Source organism: Micromonospora sp. NPDC052213 (assembly GCF_040679695.1).
Classification (GTDB): domain Bacteria; phylum Actinomycetota; class Actinomycetes; order Mycobacteriales; family Micromonosporaceae; genus Micromonospora.
This window is the reverse complement of the sequence record NZ_JBFAVI010000012.1, coordinates 59342-79524: the sequence shown is the minus strand read 5'-3', so window position 1 is coordinate 79524 and position 20183 is coordinate 59342. Positions and strand designations below refer to the sequence as shown.

At 73.0% G+C, this 20183-nt stretch carries 16 protein-coding genes and 1 pseudogene; 8 read left to right on the top strand and 9 right to left on the bottom strand.

All coding sequences use genetic code 11. The features are described 5' to 3' along the window. Window positions 1-62 precede the first annotated feature (62 nt). Complete coding sequence (locus AB0L34_RS05660; protein WP_363702178.1) at window positions 63-1643, bottom strand: alkaline phosphatase D family protein; 1581 nt, start codon at window positions 1641-1643, stop codon at window positions 63-65. Between the two features lie 315 nt (window positions 1644-1958). On the opposite strand from AB0L34_RS05660, the gene AB0L34_RS05655 reads away from it, so the two are divergent. Together AB0L34_RS05655 and AB0L34_RS05650 are read left to right on the top strand one after the other, a co-directional pair. After that, entirely contained in the window at window positions 1959-2330 is a 372-nt protein-coding gene (locus AB0L34_RS05655) for a hypothetical protein (RefSeq protein ID WP_363702176.1), read from the top strand. Window positions 2331-2534: 204 nt separating this feature from the next. Further along, window positions 2535-2990 carry a hypothetical protein gene (locus AB0L34_RS05650; RefSeq protein ID WP_363702174.1) on the top strand — a complete coding sequence of 152 codons (456 nt, stop codon included), beginning with the start codon at window positions 2535-2537 and terminating at the stop codon, window positions 2988-2990. 34 nt (window positions 2991-3024) lie between these two features. On the opposite strand, the gene AB0L34_RS05645 is transcribed toward AB0L34_RS05650, so the two are convergent. Beyond that, window positions 3025-3369 carry a metalloregulator ArsR/SmtB family transcription factor gene (locus tag AB0L34_RS05645; protein ID WP_357458084.1) on the bottom strand — a complete coding sequence of 115 codons (345 nt, stop codon included), beginning with the start codon at window positions 3367-3369 and terminating at the stop codon, window positions 3025-3027. 65 nt (window positions 3370-3434) lie between these two features. On the opposite strand from AB0L34_RS05645, the gene AB0L34_RS05640 reads away from it, so the two are divergent. Beyond that, window positions 3435-5528, top strand: a complete 2094-nt coding sequence (locus AB0L34_RS05640) for a heavy metal translocating P-type ATPase (RefSeq protein WP_363702172.1) — start codon at window positions 3435-3437, stop codon at window positions 5526-5528. Here AB0L34_RS05640 and AB0L34_RS05635 read toward each other — a convergent pair. Together AB0L34_RS05635 and eccB are read right to left on the bottom strand one after the other, a co-directional pair. Next, window positions 5503-6021 (bottom strand): annotated as a pseudogene (locus AB0L34_RS05635) (response regulator transcription factor); the annotation flags it as partial. The gene AB0L34_RS05640 and the pseudogene AB0L34_RS05635 overlap by 26 nt on opposite strands. Before the next feature lie 29 nt (window positions 6022-6050). Continuing rightward, entirely contained in the window at window positions 6051-7493 is a 1443-nt protein-coding gene (gene eccB, locus AB0L34_RS05630; RefSeq protein ID WP_363702170.1) for a type VII secretion protein EccB, read from the bottom strand. Window positions 7494-7657: 164 nt separating this feature from the next. Here eccB and AB0L34_RS05625 point away from each other — a divergent pair, with 164 nt between their 5' ends. Continuing rightward, window positions 7658-8698 (top strand): type VII secretion protein EccE, encoded by a 1041-nt coding sequence (locus AB0L34_RS05625; RefSeq protein WP_363702168.1) that lies wholly within the window; start codon window positions 7658-7660, stop codon window positions 8696-8698. Here AB0L34_RS05625 and eccD read toward each other — a convergent pair. From eccD to AB0L34_RS05600, 5 genes are read right to left on the bottom strand one after another with little or no spacing between them, the layout of a single operon-like run. After that, window positions 8695-10044, bottom strand: a complete 1350-nt coding sequence (gene eccD / locus AB0L34_RS05620) for a type VII secretion integral membrane protein EccD (RefSeq protein ID WP_363702188.1) — start codon at window positions 10042-10044, stop codon at window positions 8695-8697. The two genes, AB0L34_RS05625 and eccD, sit on opposite strands and share 4 nt — an antisense overlap. A 29-nt stretch (window positions 10045-10073) precedes the next feature. Beyond that, window positions 10074-10376, bottom strand: a complete 303-nt coding sequence (locus AB0L34_RS05615; RefSeq protein WP_357458095.1) for a YbaB/EbfC family nucleoid-associated protein — start codon at window positions 10374-10376, stop codon at window positions 10074-10076. 57 nt (window positions 10377-10433) lie between these two features. Continuing rightward, entirely contained in the window at window positions 10434-12842 is a 2409-nt protein-coding gene (locus tag AB0L34_RS05610; RefSeq protein WP_363702166.1) for a WXG100 family type VII secretion target, read from the bottom strand. A gap of 3 nt (window positions 12843-12845) precedes the next feature. Next, window positions 12846-13961: a hypothetical protein gene (locus AB0L34_RS05605; RefSeq protein WP_363702164.1), complete on the bottom strand. Its 1116-nt coding sequence runs from the start codon at window positions 13959-13961 to the stop codon at window positions 12846-12848. Window positions 13962-13994: 33 nt separating this feature from the next. Further along, on the bottom strand, window positions 13995-14747 hold the full coding sequence (locus tag AB0L34_RS05600) for a WXG100 family type VII secretion target (RefSeq protein WP_363702162.1): 753 nt from the start codon (window positions 14745-14747) through the stop codon (window positions 13995-13997). 188 nt (window positions 14748-14935) lie between these two features. Between AB0L34_RS05600 and eccCa the strand changes: the two genes are divergently transcribed. The 4 genes from eccCa to AB0L34_RS05580 all read left to right on the top strand — a co-directional run bounded on the left by eccCa (window position 14936) and on the right by AB0L34_RS05580 (window position 20180). After that, window positions 14936-18886, top strand: a complete 3951-nt coding sequence (gene eccCa / locus AB0L34_RS05595; RefSeq protein WP_363702160.1) for a type VII secretion protein EccCa — start codon at window positions 14936-14938, stop codon at window positions 18884-18886. A 178-nt stretch (window positions 18887-19064) separates the two neighbouring features. Beyond that, window positions 19065-19415 carry a hypothetical protein gene (locus AB0L34_RS05590; RefSeq protein WP_350705959.1) on the top strand — a complete coding sequence of 117 codons (351 nt, stop codon included), beginning with the start codon at window positions 19065-19067 and terminating at the stop codon, window positions 19413-19415. A 25-nt stretch (window positions 19416-19440) separates the two neighbouring features. Then, a complete protein-coding gene (locus AB0L34_RS05585; RefSeq protein ID WP_350705957.1) occupies window positions 19441-19743 on the top strand; it encodes a WXG100 family type VII secretion target in 303 nt (100 codons plus the stop codon). A gap of 113 nt (window positions 19744-19856) precedes the next feature. Beyond that, on the top strand, window positions 19857-20180 hold the full coding sequence (locus tag AB0L34_RS05580; protein ID WP_363702158.1) for a hypothetical protein: 324 nt from the start codon (window positions 19857-19859) through the stop codon (window positions 20178-20180). Window positions 20181-20183 lie beyond the last annotated feature (3 nt).

The following is a 20183-nucleotide window of genomic DNA, read 5'->3' as shown; positions in this document are numbered from 1 at the left end:
TCCGGGGGCGGGCCCCCCCCCCCCGCCCCGCCGCCCCGCCCCGCCACGCTCGGATCACACCGTCACGCGGACACGTGCGCCACCCCGGGCCGCCCGCTCTGCACGTGGACGCTCGCCCGCGTCGACACCGGCGCGCCCGGCACGTTGACGAACGGCACCACCCGGTAGTCGGTGCGCATCTCGTCGCGGCCCAGGTGGCACACCTGGTACCCGCGCTGGGAGTTGTGGAACCTCATGTGCGGGTTCTCGGCCAGCCAGGTCACGCCGAGGCTGTCGTGGTCGGTCCCGTTGCCGCCCGAGCTGATCGACGTGCCGAGGAACTCGGTGCCGATCGTCCGCGACCCCGGGTCGGAGAAGTCCAGCTTGAGATCGGCGGCCACGCTGCGGTGGGCGTCACCGGTGACGACGAGGAAGTTCTCGACGTTCCGCTCCGCCACGCCGTCGAAGAGCCGCTGGCGCGCGGCGGCGTACCCGTCCCAGGTGTCCATGCCGTACCGCTTCGCCGGGCCTGCGGTGTGGTCGGCCTCCATGGCGAAGATCTGGTTGCCGAGCACGTTCCATCGCGCGGTGGACGCGGCGAGCCCGGCCAGCAGCCATGCCTCCTGCTCGGCGCCGAGCATCTGCCGCTTCGGGTCCCAGCGCAGCGACGCGTCGGTGAGCTGCCGGTCACGGAACCGCCGGGTGTCGAGCACGTCGAGCTGCAGCAGGTCGCCGAACTGCAGGCGCCGGTAGACCTGCATCTCCGGGCCCTGCGGCATCGACGACGCCCGCAGGGGCAGGTTCTCGTAGTACGCCTGGTACGCGGCGGCCCGGCGGAGCCGGAACACGGCTGGGTCCTGGTCCGGCTCGGTGTCCGGCTGGGAGTGGTCACCGGCCCAGTTGTTCTCCACGTCGTGGTCGTCCGGCGCCACCACCCAGGGCGCGACGGCGTGCGCGGCCCGCAACGACGGGTCGAGCTTGTACTGGGCGTACCGGATCCGGTAGTCGGTCAGGGAGAACGTCTCGACGGCCGGGTAGTGGGCGCGGCCGATCGAGCCGGCGCCGCCGCCCTCGTAGATGTAGTCGCCGAGGTGGACGACGAGGTCCAGATCCTCGCGGGCCATGTGCGCGAACGCGGTGAAGTGGCCATCGGTGTATGCCTGGCAGCTCGCGAACGCGAAGCTCAGCGACTGGAGCGCGGTCCCGGGGCGCGGTGCCGTGCGGGTACGGCCCACCGGGCTGACCTGGTCGGCGATCCGGAACCGGTACCAGTACACGCGGTCCGGCCGCAGGCCGTGCACCTCGACGTGCACCGAGTACCCCCAGTCGGCCGTGGCGCGTTCGACGCCGCGACGCACCACCCGGCGGAAGTTCTCGTCCTCCGCCATCTCCCACCGCACCAGGACCGGGCGATCGGGCATGCCGCCGAGCCCGTCGAGGGCGAGCGGGTCCGGTGCCAGGCGGGTCCAGAGCACAACACCGTCGGACGTCGGGTCGCCGGACGCCACACCGAGTGTGAACACGTAGCCCGGCAGGGTGACCCGGCCGTCCGAGGCGGTGGACGTCGCCGAAGCGGGCTCGGCGGCGAGGACCGCCGCACCCACGGCGATACCGCCGAGAGCGAGAAAGCGACGTCGGGGCAGCGGGAGTGGGGAGTGTGACATGAGGCGTTGCCTTCCGGACAGGTCGGGCATCTGTTCCTCGACATCCCAACGGCCCGGCCTGACACTCCCGGGAACGGGTGGTGAACGGAACGCATTTTGATGTGGGGTTTCTGGTCACGTCGCTCCCGGGGCGGTGACAGCCGACAACGGTCGCGCAACGTTCTCGTGTCGGTGGCCGGTCGCCGCTGGCGGATCGAGGAATCGCTCCAAGCCGCGAAGACCTGCCCTCGGACGGGAATTCGGGTCCGCCGTTCGGCTCGCGGGGCGCGCCGATAGGGCCAGCGAACCTCGACCGATTTCTGTATGGTGCCCGCCATGATCCGCACGCCCACATTTACCGCCGCCGCTGCCATACTGCTCGCCCTGGCCGGATGCGGCGAAGACGGAGACAGCAGCACCTCTCCTGCGTCGGCGCCGACCACGCCCGCCCTGCTCGCATGCGGCGACCTCTTCAAGCCAGGTCAGAAGATCGAGCAAGCGGAGGCCGAACGCGGATGTCTCGACCGTTCCGGCGGCGTCCAGGTCGTCGGGGGGTTCCGCTGCGACGACGGCCGCGACCTGTGGGTGATGGACTCCTCGACGGGCGCGCCGGCCGGGTGGGGGTTCGGTGACAGCGAGTTCGTCGCGGTGCAGGACGCGGCGAGCGAATCCGGCTTCCAGAAGGCATACCAGATCTGCAAGCCGTAGCACCGCACGCAGCACCCCGCATCCGCTGACCGAGGGCGTCACCGTCATGGTGACGCCCTCGGCACCCTGGTCGTGGTACCTGCTGCTGTTCATCGACCAACAGCTGGGGCCCGGTCGGGCCGGGCGGGCGGACCGCGCCGAGCTGACGCTCCGGCGCCTTGGCCGTTACCGTGAGGACTGTCGCCAGGAGGAGGAGGTACGGACATGTCCGAGCGGCATCCCGCGCTCGCGCGACTCGACCCGCTCGTCGGCCGGTGGACGGTGCAGCCGAAGGTCCAGGGCCTCGGTGCCGGGTGGACGAACTTCTCCTGGGTCGAGGACGGCAATTTCCTGCGGCAGTTCTCCGACGCCGAGCCGCTGCCGGCCAGCGCACCGCGAGCCTGGCGAGAGAACAACCCGTTGCCCACGACGTCGCTGATCGGGCTCGACGACGCCGGCGGGGAGTTCACCATGCTGTACGCCGACGCGCGCGGCGTGCATCGGGTCTACCGGATGACCTTCGCCGACGGCGTCTGGCGGCTGACGCGGGACGCCCCTGGCTTCAACCAACGCTTCACCGGCACGCTCAGCCCGGACGGCGACACCATCGACGGGCAATGGGAGACGTCCGAGAACGGTGTCGACTGGCGGCTCGACTTCGAGCTGACGTATCGCCGCTGACCAGCCGGCCGAGCCCGCTCGCGTGGCTGATCGGCTACGCGGTCGGCGCTTCGGACAGGTTGCGGTCGATGTGGTCGGCGTGGAACAGGGCTTGCCGGAGTAGCCGCCGAACGTGCTCGTCGGCGGCGGAGTAGTAGACGAACGTTCCCTCGCGACGCCCCTTGACCAGCCCGGCGAGGCGGAGCTTGGCCAGGTGCTGACTGACTGCCGTGGGGGCCGCTCCGGCCAGTTCAGCGAGGCAGGCAACGGACGATTCGCCCTGCAGGAGCGCCCAGAGGACCTTGATCCGGGTGGGGTCGGCCAGGAGTCGGAACGTCTCGGCCGCCAGATGCACCTGCTCCTCGTTGGGCATGTCGAAGTCGGGCAGCGACGTGTGCATGGCCTGAGCATACCGACCATCCCGCTATTTGCGTATCTGCATGACTGCGCATATAAGATGCCTGGGTGACGACGAGCGTGGAGAACCCGTCCACCGCCCAGCCCGCGCATCCGGTCCCGACGCGTCGGGCTGGTCAGCGGCGGACCGCCCTGTGGTCGCTGCGGGAGGTTCGCTGGGCTGCCGCGGCGACCGGCCTGTTCGGGCTGGGTCTGCTGACCCAGCTGTCCCCCGCTCCGAGTTGGGCGTGGTGGGCGTTGTATCTGGCCTGCTACGTCGCCGGCGGGTGGGAGCCGGGCTGGGCGGGCCTGCAGGCGCTGCGCGAGCGCAAGCTCGACGTCGACCTGCTGATGGTCCTGGCGGCGGTCGGCGCGGCGGCCATCGGGCAGGTTCTCGACGGGGCGTTGCTCATCGTCATCTTCGCCATCTCCGGCGCGCTGGAAGCTACCGCCACCAAACGCACAGAGGACTCCGTCAACGGCCTGCTCGACCTCGCGCCCGACACAGCCACCCGCCTCACCGCGACCGGTCAGGAGACCGTCGAAGCCGCCGACCTGCACGTGGGAGACGTCGTCCTGGTTCGCCCCGGCGAGCGGATCGGCGCCGACGGCGAGGTCACCCACGGCGCGAGCGAGGTCGACCAGGCCACCATTACCGGCGAGCCGCTGCCCGTGGACAAGCACCCCGGCGACGAGGTGTTCGCCGGCACCCTCAACGGCACGGGCGCGCTCCGCGTCCGCGTGACCCGTCCGGCCGGCGACACGGTCATCGCCCGGATCGTCGCCATGGTCGCCGAGGCCAGCGCGACGAAAGCCCGCGTGCAGCTGTTCATCGAGAAGATCGAACAGCGCTACTCCGTGGGCATGGTCGCCGCCACGGTCGCCCTCTTCGTGATCCCGTTGGCGCTGGGTGCCGAACTCCAACCGACGCTGCTGCGCGCGATGACCTTCATGATCGTCGCCTCCCCGTGCGCGGTGGTGCTGGCCACCATGCCGCCGCTGCTGTCCGCGATCGCCAACGCCGGCCGGCACGGCGTGCTGGTCAAGTCCGCCGTGGTGATGGAACAACTCGCCACCGCCACGCGGATCGCGTTCGACAAGACCGGCACCCTCACCGAAGGCGCCCCGCACCTGACCGACATCCGGCTCCTGCCCCACGCCAGCCTCACCGAAGACCGACTGCTCGCCCTCGCCGCCGCTGCCGAGAGCTCGTCCGAGCATCCCCTGGCCCGCGCTGTGGTCGCGGCCGCCCGCGATGCGCAGCTCCCGCTACCCCCGTCGGACGCCTTCACCTCGACTCCCGGGCGCGGCGTCACCGCCCACGTCGACGGCTACCAGGTCGACGTCGGCAGCCCCGTCGGACTCCTCAAGAGCCATGACGACTCACTACGCGCCATCGTCGACGAGCTGGAGCAGGCGGGCCGAACAGCGGTCGTGGTCCGGGTCGATGGCGAACCCGCCGCCGTGTTGGGCCTCGCCGACAAGCTCCGCGCGGACGCCGCCGCAACGGTCGCGCAACTCACCGCGGTGACCGGAGCGCGCCCGCTGCTCCTGACCGGCGACAACGAACGCGCCGCCCGACGGCTCGCCGCCGAGGTCGGCATCACCGACGTCCGCGCCGGCCTGCTCCCCCAGGACAAGGTCACCGCGGTGCGCGAACTGGAAGACCACGGGGACCGCGTGGTCCTGGTGGGCGACGGCGTCAACGACGCCCCCGCCCTGGCCGCCGCCCACGTCGGCGTCGCCATGGGGCGCGCCGGCGCCGACCTCGCGCTCGACACCGCCGACACCGTCATCACCCGCGACGAACTCGCCACCCTGCCCGCCGTCATCCAGCTGGCCCGCCGCGCCCGCCGGCTCGTCATCGCGAACCTCGCCATCGCCGGAACCTTCATCGCCGTCCTGGTCGCCTGGGACCTCATCGGCACGCTGCCCCTGCCGCTCGGCGTGGCCGGCCATGAAGGCTCCACCATCATCGTCGGCCTCAACGGCCTCCGCCTGCTCCGCCGCGCGGCCTGGAATCGGGCAGCTCGCACCGTCAGCGGTTCTGTGCCGGTGCGGCGATACCCTCCTCGATCGCCAGCCGGGTCAGCTCCGGCCGCCGACGACGCCCCGTCTTCTCCCGGATCCGGTCGAGGTGGGATCGGACGGTACGGACGCTGATCGCCAACGCCTCCGCGATGTCCTGGTCCCGTTCGCCGGCTGCCAGCAGCGACAGCACCTGACGTTCCCGGTCGGACAACGGCACCCGGTACAGCGGCTGCCGTCCCCGGGACGAGTCCAGCAGGATCGAGGCCAGGGTCGGCGACACGTAGGTGTTGCCGGCGGCGATCTCCCGTACCGCCCGGAGGATCTCGTCGGCGTCGGCGTCCTTCGTCAGGTAGCCACGGGCCCCGGCGGCGATCGCCCCGAGCACGTCGGACTGGTCACCGTGCGCGGACACCACCAGCACCCGGTGACCCATCCCGGTGACCGCGACCACCGCCGCCGCGTCGCGTACCCCCGGGAGCCGCAGATCGAGGATCGCCACTCCCCCGCCGGGCTGCCGGTACGCCGCGAACTCCTCCACGGACTTGGCGGTCACCCTGACCTGGACATCCGGTGCGTCCCCGAGCGCCCGGACCAGCGCGGCCCGATAGAGGGGGTGGTCCTCCACCACCGACACCTCGATCGTCGGCACGCCGGTCACCGGGGCTCCCCCGCGCCGGTGGCCGGGGTGGTGACGCCCGGCGTGGCTGGCCGTCGGGCGGCGGCCGGGTCCAGCACGGGGCCGACGGGGAACAGCGCCAGCACGGTCGGTGGCACCGGCGTGGGCCGAACCGTCCCGTACCCGAGCGCCTTGAGCGCGTCGCCGTCCGGTACCGGATACCGCACGCCCTGGTCGGTGAGGAGGAAGACGGTGCCGAGGGCGGCCTGCGGCGTCGGTCGCTCGCGCACCACCGCGGCCCGACCGGCCGGTACGAACACTCTGTCGGCTCGCGTGCCACCGCCGGCTGCCAGCGGCTCCGCCCCGGCCGGCACGCCGGTGGCGGCGCCCAGCCTGACCACCGCCCGATCGCCGTCCACCGTCGCACACACCGCGCCCCCTTCCTGGGGCGCCTCGGCCGGCGGGGCGAGTCGGGCCGGATAGTCGGCGGCCTTACCGGCCACCGGCCGCGACTGCGCCACGTCGGCCGGCGTCACCGGAATCTCGCGCGCCGCGCCACCCGGGTACGCCGCGCGGTTGGCCGGATTGCCGAGCACCAGCGCCGCCTCGGTCTGCCCGATCGGCAGCAGCCCGTCGGCGTGGACGAGGTAGTAGCGGGGTTCGGTGCCGACGGTCGTGGCGGCGAGCACCTGGCCGACCCGGGTGCTCCGGTCACCGATCCGGGGCCCGGCGGCGCCTACCCCCGCCACCGTGATCAGTCGCAGGTCCGGGCCGGCGATCACCGCGCTCAGCCAGGCCGCGCTGACCGGCAGCGGGCGTACCGCGTCGTAGCCGAGGGCCACCGCCGTGGCCGAGTCGGTGATCCGGTGCCGGCGACCGGCCACCAACGCGTGCTCGGTACCGTCCGGGCCGGCGACCAGCAACGCGGTCGCCGCGTCCACCTCGATGCCCACCGGCGGAACCCCGGCCAGCGCCGTGGTGACCGGCGCGGTGCCCGCCGGCCGACCGTCGGCGGTCTGCGCACAGACGGTGAACGGCCCGGTCGTCAGCCGATCCCGGCCCGGCAACGACGCCGGCGCGCCGGGTATCCCGAGCGGGACGCCGCGCGGCGCACGCGCCAGCGACTTGCTCGACACCCGGCTGGTGGCGGTGCCATCACCGCCCGCGAGCAGGCGCGCGGAGGCGTAGTTGAGCATCGGGTGCAGCAGCCCGTCGGTGCCCATCACGTACGCCGCTCCGGTGTCCTTGTCGATCACCACCTGGCCGGGCTTGCGCCAGTCGGTGTTCGCCCCGGGCCGCAGAAAGCCGTACACACCGAAGCCGGCGGTCACCAGCAGGGCGACCGCCGCGCCGAGCGCACACCCGATGACCAGACGGCGACTCGGCGACACCGGGTGGTTGGCGTCACCGACCTGCAGCGCCGAGACGAGCCGGCGGCGAAGGAACTGGTACGCCTGTAGTTGGTCCCGCTGTGTCCACATCAGATCGTCCCCGCCATGGTGCGATGCACGCCCGGTGCACTAGAACTACGGATATAAGGTACGGATCGCCGACGAGATCGAGCCCAAGGAGCCGAGCCATGCCGCCAGCCGCACCGGCCACCGCACCGCCCCTCGATTCCACCCGGCAGCGAAGTGCGCCGCCGATGCCCGTACCACCGGTGGGGCCGCGCACCCTGCGCGGGCTCGGCGTCGGCCGGCTGATGCTCTGGCAGACCGCGGTGCTGGGCGCGGTCGCGGCCGGCGGACCGTCCGGTGCGGTCGGCGGCACCCTCACCGGGGTGGCGGCGGGCGTGGTGCTCGCTACCGGGGTGCGCTGGCGCGGCCGGTGGCTGTCCGACTGGGTGGTGGTCCGGCACCGCTTCCGGCGCCGCGCCGGAAATGCCCTGCCGGCCCTGCCCGGCCTGCGGACCCGGACCGACGCGGATCGGGCGGGCAACCGGATCGGGCTGGCCGGTGACGGCACGTCGTGGAGCGCGCTGCTGCGCGTCGAACCCGACGGTGACCTCGACGACCTGCTGCGCCGGCTGCTGTCCCGCTACGACGACCCCGATCTGCCGCTGGCCGGCGCGCAACTGGTCGACTGGACCTCGCCGGGCACCGGCAACGCGGCGCGCTGGATCGCCATCCGGCTCGACCCCGAGACGGCCACCCGGGCGGTACGGGCCCGCGGCGGTGGCCGGATCGGTGCGGTACGTGCCGCGGGCACCGCCGCGCTGCGGCTCGCCGCCGAGCTGCGCGCCGGCGGGCACCAGGTCACCGCGCTCGACGGCGGTCAACTGCGCGACGCGTGGGCCGCCGTGCTCGGTGTCGATCCGCGGCGCGCGGACGACCCGGGCACGGAGACCTGGCACTACTGGTCGCTGGGCATGCTGCACCAGGTCTGCTTCCGGCCACGCCGAGCCGCCCGGAGCCTGAGCGAGGTCGCCACGCTGCTCCGCCGGCACGCCGTCACGCCGGCGCTGGTCAGTGCCGTGTCGGTACGGTGGGACCGGCAACGCGGCGGCGGCACCCGCAGCACGGCGCTGATCCGGCTCGGGGTGCCCGCCGGACCAGCCCGGGAGGCGGTCGCCGAGGCGGTCGGGAAGGCCACCGCCGGCTTCGACCGGGACCTGGTCCCACTGGACGGGGCACATGCCGAGGCGGCCTGGGCCACGCTGCCGCTGGCTGGCCTGCCAGTGGGTTAGCCGCCCCATGCGCGTGCCGCGCCGTAGATGTCGAGCACCGCGCCCGCCACCGGCACCAGACTGAGCAGCGCCAGGAACTCGACCACGTCGAGCAGCCGGCCCCAGTACGGCGACGGTGTCTTGGCGGCGGCCCGGACCGCGTACGTCCCGCAGACCACTCCGGTCACCAGGAGCAGCCCGGCGAGGAGCAACCGCGTTCCGGGCCCGCCGGCCAGGCTCGCCCGAGCCGTCAGGCCGAGCACCGACGCGGCACCCGCCAGCAACAGGGCGGCCCGCTGGCCGACGCCGACGTAGGCCCGGGCACGGAGCAACAGCGCCACGCCGGCCAGACCGGCCAGCGCCCACGCCCAGCGACCGCCGCTCCACAGGAGTATCCCGGCGCAACCGGCCACGATGACCGCCAGGCCGCAGAGCAGACCGGTCAGGATCCGTTCGGCGGCCTCGGTGTCCGCGACCACCTCGGGTCCGAGCGTGGGCCGCTCGTCCCCGCGGAACGCCTCCATGTCGGTCGGTACCCCGGGCAGCGGCAGCCGGCCGAGCCGAAGCGCGAGCATCGGCAGCGCCGGACTGGCCACCACGGCCACGCAACAGGTGACCGCCGCGACCGAAGCGGGCGAGGAGGCGGTGAGCAGGTCGGCGAGCGCGCCGAGACTACCCACCGCGGCAGCCACCGCGGCGGCGGCGAACCGCTGCTCCGCCACGACCACGGCGGCCACCGCCGTGTAGAGAGTGGCCGCCGCGCCGGCCAGCGCCAGTCGACCCGCGGTCAGCTCCATCGCCGCGCCCAGGCCACCGATCGCCGCCAGCCCGCCGATCATCGCCGCCGGTACGCCACCGGCGGCCACCGCCGCGCCCAGACCTCGCTCGCCGAACGCCCGCGACAACGCTCCGCTGGCAAGCAGCAGTATCAGGGCCAGGATGCCGGACAGCAGCGCGACGGTCGACGCGGCGAGCCCGCTGTAGCCGACCGCGACCGCGACCGCGGTGAAGGCCAGCGCGGCGACCGCACCGCCGACCTTTCGGGACGCCGCTGCCCGCCACACCCCGGGCCGGTCCGCGGCGGCGCTCGCGATGGCGTCCACCACGTCGTCGAAGAGCATCGGGGTGGCCCGCCGGTCGACCGTGTCCAGGTAGAGCACCTCGCCGTCGCGCACCCCGGCGCCGCTGACGGTGACCGCACCGTCCAACGGCGGCCCACCGAAGCGACGCAGTTCCCAGCCGACCCCGCCGGCCCGATCGGCCCGGTCGGCGTTGGTCGCCAGCAGCCGGACCAGTTGCGGAAGCAGCTCCGCCACCGTGCTCTGTATCGGCAACGACACGTCGAGACGGGCGTGGGGAGCTACCACGGTGACCCGCCGAGGGGCAACCGCAGTGGTCACTGCTGCGCCTCGCCGAGCAGCGGGGCGTACTTCGCCTCGTTGGCCGCCGCCAGCTTGGCCAGGCCGTCGTTCACCGCCTCCAACACGAGTTGACCGAGGGTGTGCGCGTCGTAGCGACGCATCACCTGCGGGTCGATGGTCACCTCGGTGAACCGGCCGTCACCCTTGAGCTTCACGGTGACGTCGCCGTTGCCGGCGTACGCGGTCAGCTCCATCGTCGCCACCGAGCGCTGGATCTCCTCGATCCGCTGTTGCTGCTCACGCACCTGGGCGAGCAGATCCTCGATCGCCGGTTCCATCTGTCGTCTTCCCTCCGGTGTCACCGCTACCCGCCCGTGCCGTGGCCCGCCAGTGGGCTACGGCCGCCGCCCCTGCACGTCGTATTGGATCGACTCACGGGTATGAGTCGCAAGGTTTGCGAGATACACGTACTGCGCGGCGGTGGTGTAGGCGTCCATGTAGTCGGCCCGGCCCGGGTCGGCCCGGGCCCACCGTACGGCCTCCTCCGCGGCCGCGCCATGCAGCGCGCCAACCGGTACGGTCGGGGCCGATCCGCCGTTGCGTAGCTCGAAACCGGCGAGGTCGCCGGCCGCCGTGTAGACGGTCCCGTTGCCGGTGAACTGCGGGTGGTGGAACACATCGGTGGGCACGCTCTGCGGATGCACCGGAGCGGGTGCCTGCAGGGCGCCGGTGACGACGTCGGCCGCCTGCCCGAAGGCGAAGCCGGCGAACCCGCCGACCTCCGGCAGCTTGCCGACACCGAACCCGACCACGTCCTTGACCGCGTTGGCGATCGCCACCTGCCGGGCGTACGCCTCCTGCGCCGTACGGGTGGCCTGCTCGGCGTCCTGCACGTTGGCGTACCAGATCGCGTTGGCGGCCGCGGCGTTGGTCAGGCCGTCGACGTTGCCGGCGTACCGGCCCGCCTGTTCCATCGGGATCGTGCCGGCGTCGGCCTGGCGCAGCAGGTACTCCTGGTACAGGTCCGCCGCCGCGCTGATCTCGTCACGACCGTCCTGGGTGACCTGACCGAGCATCAGCATGTGCCGGGCGTCGGTGCTGCCCAGGCGCTGCGCCGCCGGATCGGTGTCCAATCCGTCGAGCGGCTGGGCGTACAGATCCAGGTTCGGCACGGTGGCCCGGGCGACCGCCTCGGCGAAGTGCGGGTTCTCCCGCATCGCGGCCAGGGTCTGCGGGTACGACGCCGGGTCGGTCATCGTCTGCGTGAGGTTGACGTAGGCACCGCGGGCCAGGTCGCGCTCGGCGGGATCGGCGGTTCCGGCGCCGATCCAGTCGACGACCCGGCCCGCGGTGCGGCCGTCGTCCGCCCACCCGAAGCCGGCCAGTCGGCGCAGTGTCTCGCCGTCGCTGGCCAGCGCCGCGTCGGCGACGTGGTTCCGGGTGGACACGTCGAGCAGCGTGGTCATCGTCGCATCCACCCGGGGCTTGTCCCAGAGCACCGCGTCGTCGGTCGACACGTAGTACCCGGGCTGGTCGGGGCTGTGCCGGGAGAGGTCGTCCAGTCGCTGGGTGACGTCGGCCATCTCGCCGACCCGACGGGTCACCGCGGCGGAGTAGTCGGCTCCGGCGACGAGATCCCGGTCGGCCGCGCCGGTCAGCTGCGACAGCGCCTCCCACTGGGCGTAGCGGGGCACGTCGAGCCGGTTGGTGTAGACCGTCTCGCCGAGCACCCCGGTCAACGGTGCGCGGCCCGGCGTCGCCGGCACCTCGTGCGTGAAGCCGAACGAGTTGGTGCCGATGTTGGTCTCGGTGGCCGCCGGGGTGTGCACGAGGTCGCGGACCGCGGCAGGCAGGTCGGCCGGGTCCTGCGACAGGGTGAGGATGCCGTTGCCGACGGTCCGCAGCATCTCCTGCCGGTCGGCGGGGGCGAAGCCCGGGGCAGTCTCGCCGAAAATGCCGAACAGACTGGTCTGGTAGCGGTGCTCGGTGGCGTTGACGTATCCCGGCAGGTCGAACACCCGGTCGCCGAGCGCGCCGTAGAACGAGGCCAGGAAGGCCTTGTCCGCAGCGGACGGTGGTTGGCCGGTGCGTACCCGGTCGGTGATCACGGCGAGTTGCGCCATGCTCTGGCGGAACTGCGTTGGCGAGGCGTCTCCGGCGAGCGCGGCCCGCACCGCCTCTCCCGCCAGGCGTCCGTCGGCGCCGGCCGCGGCGGCCGGACCGGCGGCGCCCACCGGGTGCGGCCCGCCGAGCTCGGTGGCGACCTGCGCCAGCACCACACCAAGCCGGTCCCACACCCCGCGCATCGCACCCAACGCCTGCTCACCGATGTTCCGGGCGTGCCCGAGCAGAACGGAGACCTGGCTGCTCGGCACCGCCCCGGCGGCGGCCACCAGGAGCTGGGCGTTGGCCCGGAACCGGGCGATGACGGTGTCGGCGGTGCTCGCGGCGGCCTCCAGGCCGCCGGCTGCGCGTTCCAGCGCGGCGGCGTGCCGGCGCAGCCGCGCCTCGGTGCCGTCCAGCCCGGTGGTGACCCGGCCGGCGGCGGCGCCGAACGCGTCGTACGCCGAGCCGTGCCACTGCGCCGAGAGCCCGGTCCGGCGTCGGACCAGCTCACCGCAGACGCCCGCCGCCTGGTCGGCGACCGCCAGATAGGAGTGGGCCACGGTCCGCAGCCCGGCCGGGTCGCCGGTCATCTGCCGGCGGTATTCGGCGAGCACCGTGGCGTACCGGGAGAGCAGCCAGGACAGCGCGCCCGACAGGTTCACGGTGTGGCCGACCAGGGCGGGAGAGACGCCGGTCACCGGTCAGTCCACCTTGATCGAGCCGTCGGCGCCGACGCTGATGTCGGCGTTGACGCTCTGCCCACCGGAGCTGGCGGTGACCTCGATGTCGAACGCGCGTCCGGTGTCCACCGGCACCTCGACGGTCAACGTCATGTCGCCCTTGCTGGCCGTGATCGTCACCTCGTCGTCGCCGTCGTCGCCGGGCCCGGACGGGGCGGACGACGCCGGCCCGTCCACCGGCGCGGCCGGTGGGATCGGCAGCGTCTGCACCGGGCCGTGTGGCGTCATCGTCACCGGCGCCCCGCCGGGGAGCGAGGACTGACCGGGGTGGACCGCGACCCACTGGTCGGTGCCGAGCGCCGGCGGCAGGTAGCTGCTCATCGAACCGCTGGCCGGGTAGCCGGCGCCGGTGAACGTCGGCATGCCGTAGCCGCTGGTGCCGAAGCTGCCGCCCAGGGCCACCTGTCCCGCGCCGGTGGCGACGCTGGCCATCGGTGGTGGCGCGAGCACGGGGTTGCCCGCGCTCCCGGGCGGCAGCGCCGGAGCGGGCACTGAGCCGCCGTCGTTGTTCTTCGAGAACAGCTGCTCGACCTGGCCGACGATGGTGGCCAGACCGGTCAGGATCTGGCCGAGGTTGGTCACCCCGATGGCGGTGAGGATGCCACCGATACCGGTGAGGAACGCCTTGAGGATCCCGGTGGTGCTGACCGCCAGGGCCCGGCCGGCCGCCCGGGTGTACGGATTGGACATCAGGGCGGCCACCGTCGGGTTGACCGCGCTGACCACTGCCCGGTAGGCCGCCTGCGCGGTGGTCAACTGCGCGGCGGCGCCCTCGAGTTCCCGAACGCCGGCGTACACGGTCTCGATGATCTGCTGGAAGCTGGCGAAGGACTTGTTCAGCTTCTGCACCACGGAGTCGCTCGCCGACCCGGCGGACCACACCTCACGCAGTTGCTCGCGGGCCCGCTCCAGGTCGGCCAACAGAGTGACCAGTCGGGCCACCCGCGCGGTCAACGCCGCTGAGTGGGCAAGGATGGCTTGCGGGTTACCGCCCACGATCGTGGGCAGTGCGACGGTGCCGGGCCCGCGTCCGCCGGCGGCGGCGTCCATCGCGCCCGAGTTGGGGATGTCAAACACGACGCACCTCTCTCGGCTTCAGGCCGTCGGGGTTCACCACAGCGAGGTCGCATCCGTCATCGGGCGGTAGACCCGGACGCGTCCGAACTCCGCCGCCGAGCCGACTGCTCCGTGGTTGTAGAGCTGGCCGCCCGCGCCGGCGACGCCGATGACCGGGCCACCGTCACCGACGACGGGCTGTACGACCACCACGTCGCCGGGGTGCACCAGGCCGGAGACGTCCCGCCCGCTGCCCGAGTAGACCGCCAACAGGCCGACCCGTTCCTGGTTGGCCGGGCTACGGTCGAGCCAGTCGGCGAAGTCCCGCGCGTCGCGGAAGGTCACTTCGGTCAGGGGCCGGGCCGAAAGCTCACCGAGCCCCGCCCGGCCCAGGTAGTCCAGGATGTTGCCGACCGACCCGGGCTCCCCCGCCGCGCCCGCGCTGTCGTTGATCGCGTAGCCGGCGAGGGCGGCGCTGGGCGCCGCGTCGGTGCCGGTGGGCGCCCCGCCCAGCGCGGCGGCGACCGCCCGGTCCGCGTCGTCGTAGTCGTTGGCGCTGCGGTGCACCAGGTCGTTGATCTCCTGCAGCAGTTGCAGCAGCGTCCGCATGGTGCCGACGACCTGCCCCTGCATCGCGATGTTCGCCGACGCGACCGGCGAGCCCAGTTTCGCGAACGACGTCGGCGCGAGGGTGAGCCGCTCCAACTCCATCACCGTGCTGTACGCCTGGAGCAGAATGCCGACGACGTTGCCGACCACTCCCCGTACGGCATCCGGCCGCACGTTGTACGACGAGCCTGTCGTCATCGTTCGCACCTTCCCGCCAGATCGCCCACGCCGGGCCGGGCAACTCGACCGCGCCGAGGCGGTTCCCGGATCGTTGCGGGTCATCGTAGGTTGGTGCGCGCGAGCCCTTAAACGGCAAAACTACCCACTACCTGCTCTGTCAAAGTGACCACGGGTTCCGATTCTTCGGGCCGAGGAGGCACCGCCGGATGTCCGCCGACACCTTCCGCCGCCGGGCTGTACTGCCCGAACCACCACGCGGCGAGATCATGCTGCAGTCCCCGCCCGCCCTGCCCCGCGGGTCCGGCCAGGCCGGCATGCAACTGATGTTCATGCTGCCGATGATGCTCGGCATGGGCGCCATGTCGTTCGTCTACATCGGGCGGTCCGGTGGGGCGATGACCTGGATCTTCGGCGCCCTGTACATCAGCGCCATGGCCGGCATGCTCATCATGAGCCTGTCCCGTGGCGGCGCCTCGAAGAAGGCGCAGATCAACGACGAACGACGAGACTACCTGCGCTACCTCGGCGGCCTGCGCGGCCAGGTCCGTGAGGTGGCGGTCCGGCAACGGGAGACGGCCCTGGCGGCCCTGCCCGACCCGGCCGACCTGTGGTCGTTCGCCGGCACCGAGCGGCTCTGGGAACGGGCCCGCACCGATCCCGACTTCGGCCGCGTCCGGGTCGGCACCGGGCCGCAGCGGCTGGCCACCGCGCTGCGGGCGCCGCAGACCGCCCCGCTGGAGGACCTCGATCCGGTGGCGTCCACCTCGCTGCGGCACTTCATCCGCACCTACGCGACCGTCGGCGGGCTGCCGGTGGCGGTGTCCCTGCGTTCCTTCCCGCGGGTCACCCTGGCCGGCGACCGCCCCGAGATCCTGGCCCTCGCCCGGGCCCTGCTGGCCCACCTGGTCACCTTCCACTCCCCGGACAACCTGCGCGTCGCCGCCTGCGTCGGGCCGGACCGGCAGGGCGCCTGGGACTGGCTGAAGTGGCTGCCCCACGCGGTGCATCCGGGCCGGGCCGACGCGAGTGGACCGACGCGGTTGGTCGCGCCCACCCTCACCGAGTTGGCCGCGCTACTGGCCGGCGACCCGGCCGACCCGGCGGCCCGCGGCCCGTTCAGACCCGGTGCCCGGCCCGAGGCACCGCACCTGCTGATCGTGCTCGACGGGGCCGGCACGCTGCCCGATGCCGGGCTGGCCCCACCCGACGGCCTGGCCGGCACCACCGTGCTGGAGCTCGGCGGCGGGTCCGGCGGTGGCGCTGACGCGCTCGACCTGGTGATCTCCGAAGGTCGGCTCGGCATGCGCACCCCGGACGGCGTCTCGCTGGTCGGCGTGCCCGACCGGCTCAGCGTCGCCGGCGCCGAGGTGGTCGCCCGGCAGCTCACCGCGCTGCACACCGGCACGGCGGCGGCCAGCGAGCAACCGCTGTCCACCACCTTCGGCCTGGCCGACCTGCTCGGCATCGGCGACCCGCGCCGGCTCGACCCGGCGGTCACCTGGCGCCCCCGGTCGGCCCGGGACCGGCTGCGCATCCCGATCGGGGTGGATCCCGACGGGCGCCCGGTCGACCTGGACCTCAAGGAGTCGGCCGAAGGGGGCATGGGCCCGCACGGGCTGGTGATCGGGGCCACCGGGTCCGGCAAGAGCGAGCTGCTACGCACCCTGGTCACCGGGCTCGCCGCCACCCACTCCTCGGAGACGCTCAACCTCGCGTTGATCGACTTCAAGGGTGGCGCCACCTTCGCCGGCATGACCGGCCTGCCGCACACCTGCGCGGTGATCACCAACCTCGCGGCCGACCTGACCCTGGTCGACCGGATGGCCGACGCGCTCCGCGGCGAGCTGGTCCGCCGCCAGGAACTCCTGCGGGCCGCCGGGAACTACGCCTCGGTACGCGACTACGAGCGGGCCCGGACCGAGGGCGCGCCCCTGCAACCGCTGCCCTCGCTGCTGGTGATCATCGACGAGTTCAGCGAACTGCTGTCCAGCCGGCCCGAGTTCATCGACCTGTTCGTGATGATCGGTCGGCTCGGCCGCAGCCTCGGCGTACACCTGATGCTCGCCTCGCAACGGCTCGAGGAGGGGCGGCTACGCGGCCTGGACAGCCACCTGAGCTATCGGATCGGGCTGCGCACCTTCTCCGCGGCGGAGAGCCGGGCGGTGCTCGGGGTGTCCGACGCGTACGAACTGCCGCCGGTACCCGGCTCGGCGTACCTGAAGTGGGACACCACCACGCTGCAACGGTTCAAGGCCGCGTACGTCTCCGGCGAACTGCCGCCCGAGCAGGCCGCCGCCGTGGCCGAGGAGATCCCGTACGAGCGGCGGGTGCTGCCGTTCGGGCTCGCCCCGCTGGCGCCGGCCGAGCCGGTACGCGCACCGGCACCGGCGAACGCCCCCGACACCGCGGCGACCAAGGGCGAGACCGTGCTGAGCGCCATGATCGGCCGGCTGCTCGGCAACGGGCCCGCCGCGCACCAGATCTGGCTGCCGCCGCTGGCCGAACCACCCGCCCTGGACCAGCTGCTGCCGCCGCTGGGCGTCGATCCGCGGCGCGGTCTGACCCCGGTCGGCTGGGCCGGCAACGGGCAGCTCACCGTGCCACTGGCCATCGTGGACAAGCCGTTCGAGCAACGCCGGGACCTGCTGTGGGCGGAGCTGTCCGGGGCGGCCGGGCACGCGCTCGTGCTCGGCGCACCGCAGAGCGGCAAGAGCACCCTGCTGCGCACCCTGGTGTCCGCGCTGGCGCTCACCCACACCCCGACCGAGGCGCAGTTCTTCCTGCTCGACTTCGGTGGCGGCGGCCTGGCCACCCTCGCCGGCCTGCCGCATGTCAGCGGCTACGCCAACCGGATGGACACCGAACGGGTCCGCCGGATCGTCGCCGAGCTGACCGGCCTGCTGGCCGAGCGGGAGCAGTCGTTCGCCGCGCACGGCATCGACTCGATCTCCGACTTCCGGCGCCGCCCACCGCCCAGCCCGGACGGGCGGACGTTCGGCGACGTGTTCCTCGTCGTCGACGGCTGGATGACCCTGCGCCAGGAGTTCGAGCCGCTGGACGAGTCGGTCACCACGCTCGCCGCCCGCGGCCTCGGGTTCGGCCTGCACGTCGTACTGTCGGCCAACCGGGCGATGGAGATCCGACCGGCCCTGCGCGACCTGATCGGCACCCACGTCGAGCTGCGCCTCGGCGACCCGGCCGACTCGGCGTACGACCGGCGGGCCGCGGCCGACGTGCCGAAGGGGGCTCCGGGGCGCGGGCTCACCGCCGACAAGCTGCACTTCCTCGGCGGGCTGCCGCGCATCGACGGCCGTACCACGGTCAGCGACCTGCCCGACGGCGCGAGCGACCTGGTCAAGCAGGTGGACGCGAGCTGGCACGGCCCGCGCGCTCCGCAGGTGCGGTTGCTGCCCAGGCTGGTGCCGGCCGCCGACCTGCCCGGTCCGGTTCCCGGTGACCGACGGATCCCGATCGGGCTCGCCGAGGCGGACCTGGGACCGGCCTACCTGGACTTCGACGCCGACCCGCACTTCATCGCCTTCGGCGACGTGGAGTCCGGCAAGACCGGGCTGCTGCGGGTGCTCGCCCAGCAGATCGCGGCCCGCTATCCGGTGGCCGAGGCCGCGGTCATCGTCGCCGACTACCGGCGCGGGCTGGTGGACGCCCTCACCGGCCCGCACCTGCTCGGCTACGCCGGCAGTGAGCCGGTGCTCGAGCAGCTCGTCGCCGAGGCGGCGGAGGGACTGCGGCGACGCCTGCCCGGTCCGGAGGTGACCGCCACCGAGTTGCGCGAGCGCAGCTGGTGGAGCGGCCCCGAGCTGTTCGTCCTCGTCGACGACTACGACCTGGTGGTGTCACCGAGCCGCAACCCACTCGCGCCCCTGCTGGACTTCCTGCCCCAGGCCAAGGACGTCGGCCTGCATCTGGTGCTCACCCGCCGCTCCGGCGGCGCCAGCCGAAGCCTGTTCGAGCCGGTCGTGCAGCGGCTGCGCGACCTGGGCACACCGGGCCTGCTGCTCTCCGGTTCCCGCGACGAGGGCGCGCTGCTGGGCGACGTCAAACCCAGCAAACAACCGCCCGGACGTGGGCAGTTGGTGGACCGGCGGACCGGGGTGTCGCTGGTGCAGCTCGCCTGGGCACAGACCGACCCGGCCTGATCCGAACCGGTCGACGCGGGGACCCGGCGGCCCCGGCCGCCGGGTCCCTGTGGGTAATAGTGCCGTGTCGGCGACGGGTACTTGTGCCGTACTACCAAGGGTGACGGATGCATAGCATCCCCAGCGTGTACGGCGCCGCGAGTCGGCGCGCGACCCTGCCAAGAGGAGGTGACCCGACGTGGCCAGTCCCGGATACCAGAGTGATGCCGCCGCGATGACGCGAGCGGTCAGCGGGTTCGACGAAGCCGCCACCAACACGGCTCGGAGCATGGCACAACTCGAGAGCGAACTCGTGTCGGTCCTGAGCCGGTACGCCGGTAACCAGGCCACCGCTTTCTGGCAGCTGCAGGGCCGGCTGCAGGAGAGCATGCGGGTTGCGTCACGGGAACTGCAGACCATGTCCGGCCTGGTCAACGAGAGTTTCCGCAACTACAACACCGGCGACATGGCGGCCGCCGATTCCCTGCGGGGCCTCACCGGCGCCGTGGGCGAGGGAAGCCCCGTACTCAGCCGGCTGGCCGGCGCCTAACCTGCCCGGAAAGGGGTGATGTGAAATGACCGCCGATGTGATCAATGTGGAATTCGGCGCGCTGCGGGCCGCCGCCGACTCGCTGCAGGTCAAGGCCCAGGCCTTGAACGGCCACGTGGAACAGCTGCAGAGCAGCCTGGCCCCGATCAAGCAGACCTGGTACGCCTCCGGCAGCGCCGCCGGTCAGGCCGCGGAGCAGTCCGAGACGCGGCTGCGCGCGGCACTGGCCGACATCATCGCGGTGATCGGTCAGTTCTCCGGCAAGGTGAACGAGGCGCACGACACCCAGTTGGCGCTGGAGAACAGGAACACCAGCTTCTTCGCCTGAGCCGGGGCGATCAGCGGCGGCGTGGGGTGGGGCGGGATCCGCCTCCACCCGACGCCGCCGCCCCGCTGGCCGGCGTTGTTCTCAGCCGAGCTCCGAGACAGGAGAGCGCGACGATGTCCCACGAGGAGTCGTTCCGGGTCCACCTCGAATCGCTGCTGGCGTTCGCCCGCGAGTTGGAGGACCAACTGGAGGCGATGCGCAAACCGACGGACGGCCTCGGCCAGTTGCGCGTCCGGCCGGTCCGGCTCGGCGAGTTCGGCGAGGCGGCGTCGCTGGCCGAGCGGCACCGGGCCGCCGCCGAACAGATGCACGAACTACTGCACACCGTGCGGGAGGCGATCGCCTTCGCCAACGACGTGACCCGCATGATCGCGGACGGGTACGCCGACTACGACATCGGCGTCGCCACGTCCTTCCGGGCGCACGGAAGGGACTGACAC

Coding starts and splice junctions, on each gene's coding strand:
- AB0L34_RS05660 (WP_363702178.1), bottom strand. CDS start 1,643: ATGTCACACTCCCCACTCCCGCTGCCCCGACGTCGCTTTCTCGCTCTC.
- AB0L34_RS05655 (WP_363702176.1), top strand. CDS start 1,959: ATGATCCGCACGCCCACATTTACCGCCGCCGCTGCCATACTGCTCGCC.
- AB0L34_RS05650 (WP_363702174.1), top strand. CDS start 2,535: ATGTCCGAGCGGCATCCCGCGCTCGCGCGACTCGACCCGCTCGTCGGC.
- AB0L34_RS05645 (WP_357458084.1), bottom strand. CDS start 3,369: ATGCACACGTCGCTGCCCGACTTCGACATGCCCAACGAGGAGCAGGTG.
- eccB (WP_363702170.1), bottom strand. CDS start 7,493: ATGTGGACACAGCGGGACCAACTACAGGCGTACCAGTTCCTTCGCCGC.
- AB0L34_RS05625 (WP_363702168.1), top strand. CDS start 7,658: ATGCCCGTACCACCGGTGGGGCCGCGCACCCTGCGCGGGCTCGGCGTC.
- AB0L34_RS05615 (WP_357458095.1), bottom strand. CDS start 10,376: ATGGAACCGGCGATCGAGGATCTGCTCGCCCAGGTGCGTGAGCAGCAA.
- AB0L34_RS05600 (WP_363702162.1), bottom strand. CDS start 14,747: ATGACGACAGGCTCGTCGTACAACGTGCGGCCGGATGCCGTACGGGGA.
- eccCa (WP_363702160.1), top strand. CDS start 14,936: ATGTCCGCCGACACCTTCCGCCGCCGGGCTGTACTGCCCGAACCACCA.
- AB0L34_RS05585 (WP_350705957.1), top strand. CDS start 19,441: ATGACCGCCGATGTGATCAATGTGGAATTCGGCGCGCTGCGGGCCGCC.
- AB0L34_RS05580 (WP_363702158.1), top strand. CDS start 19,857: ATGTCCCACGAGGAGTCGTTCCGGGTCCACCTCGAATCGCTGCTGGCG.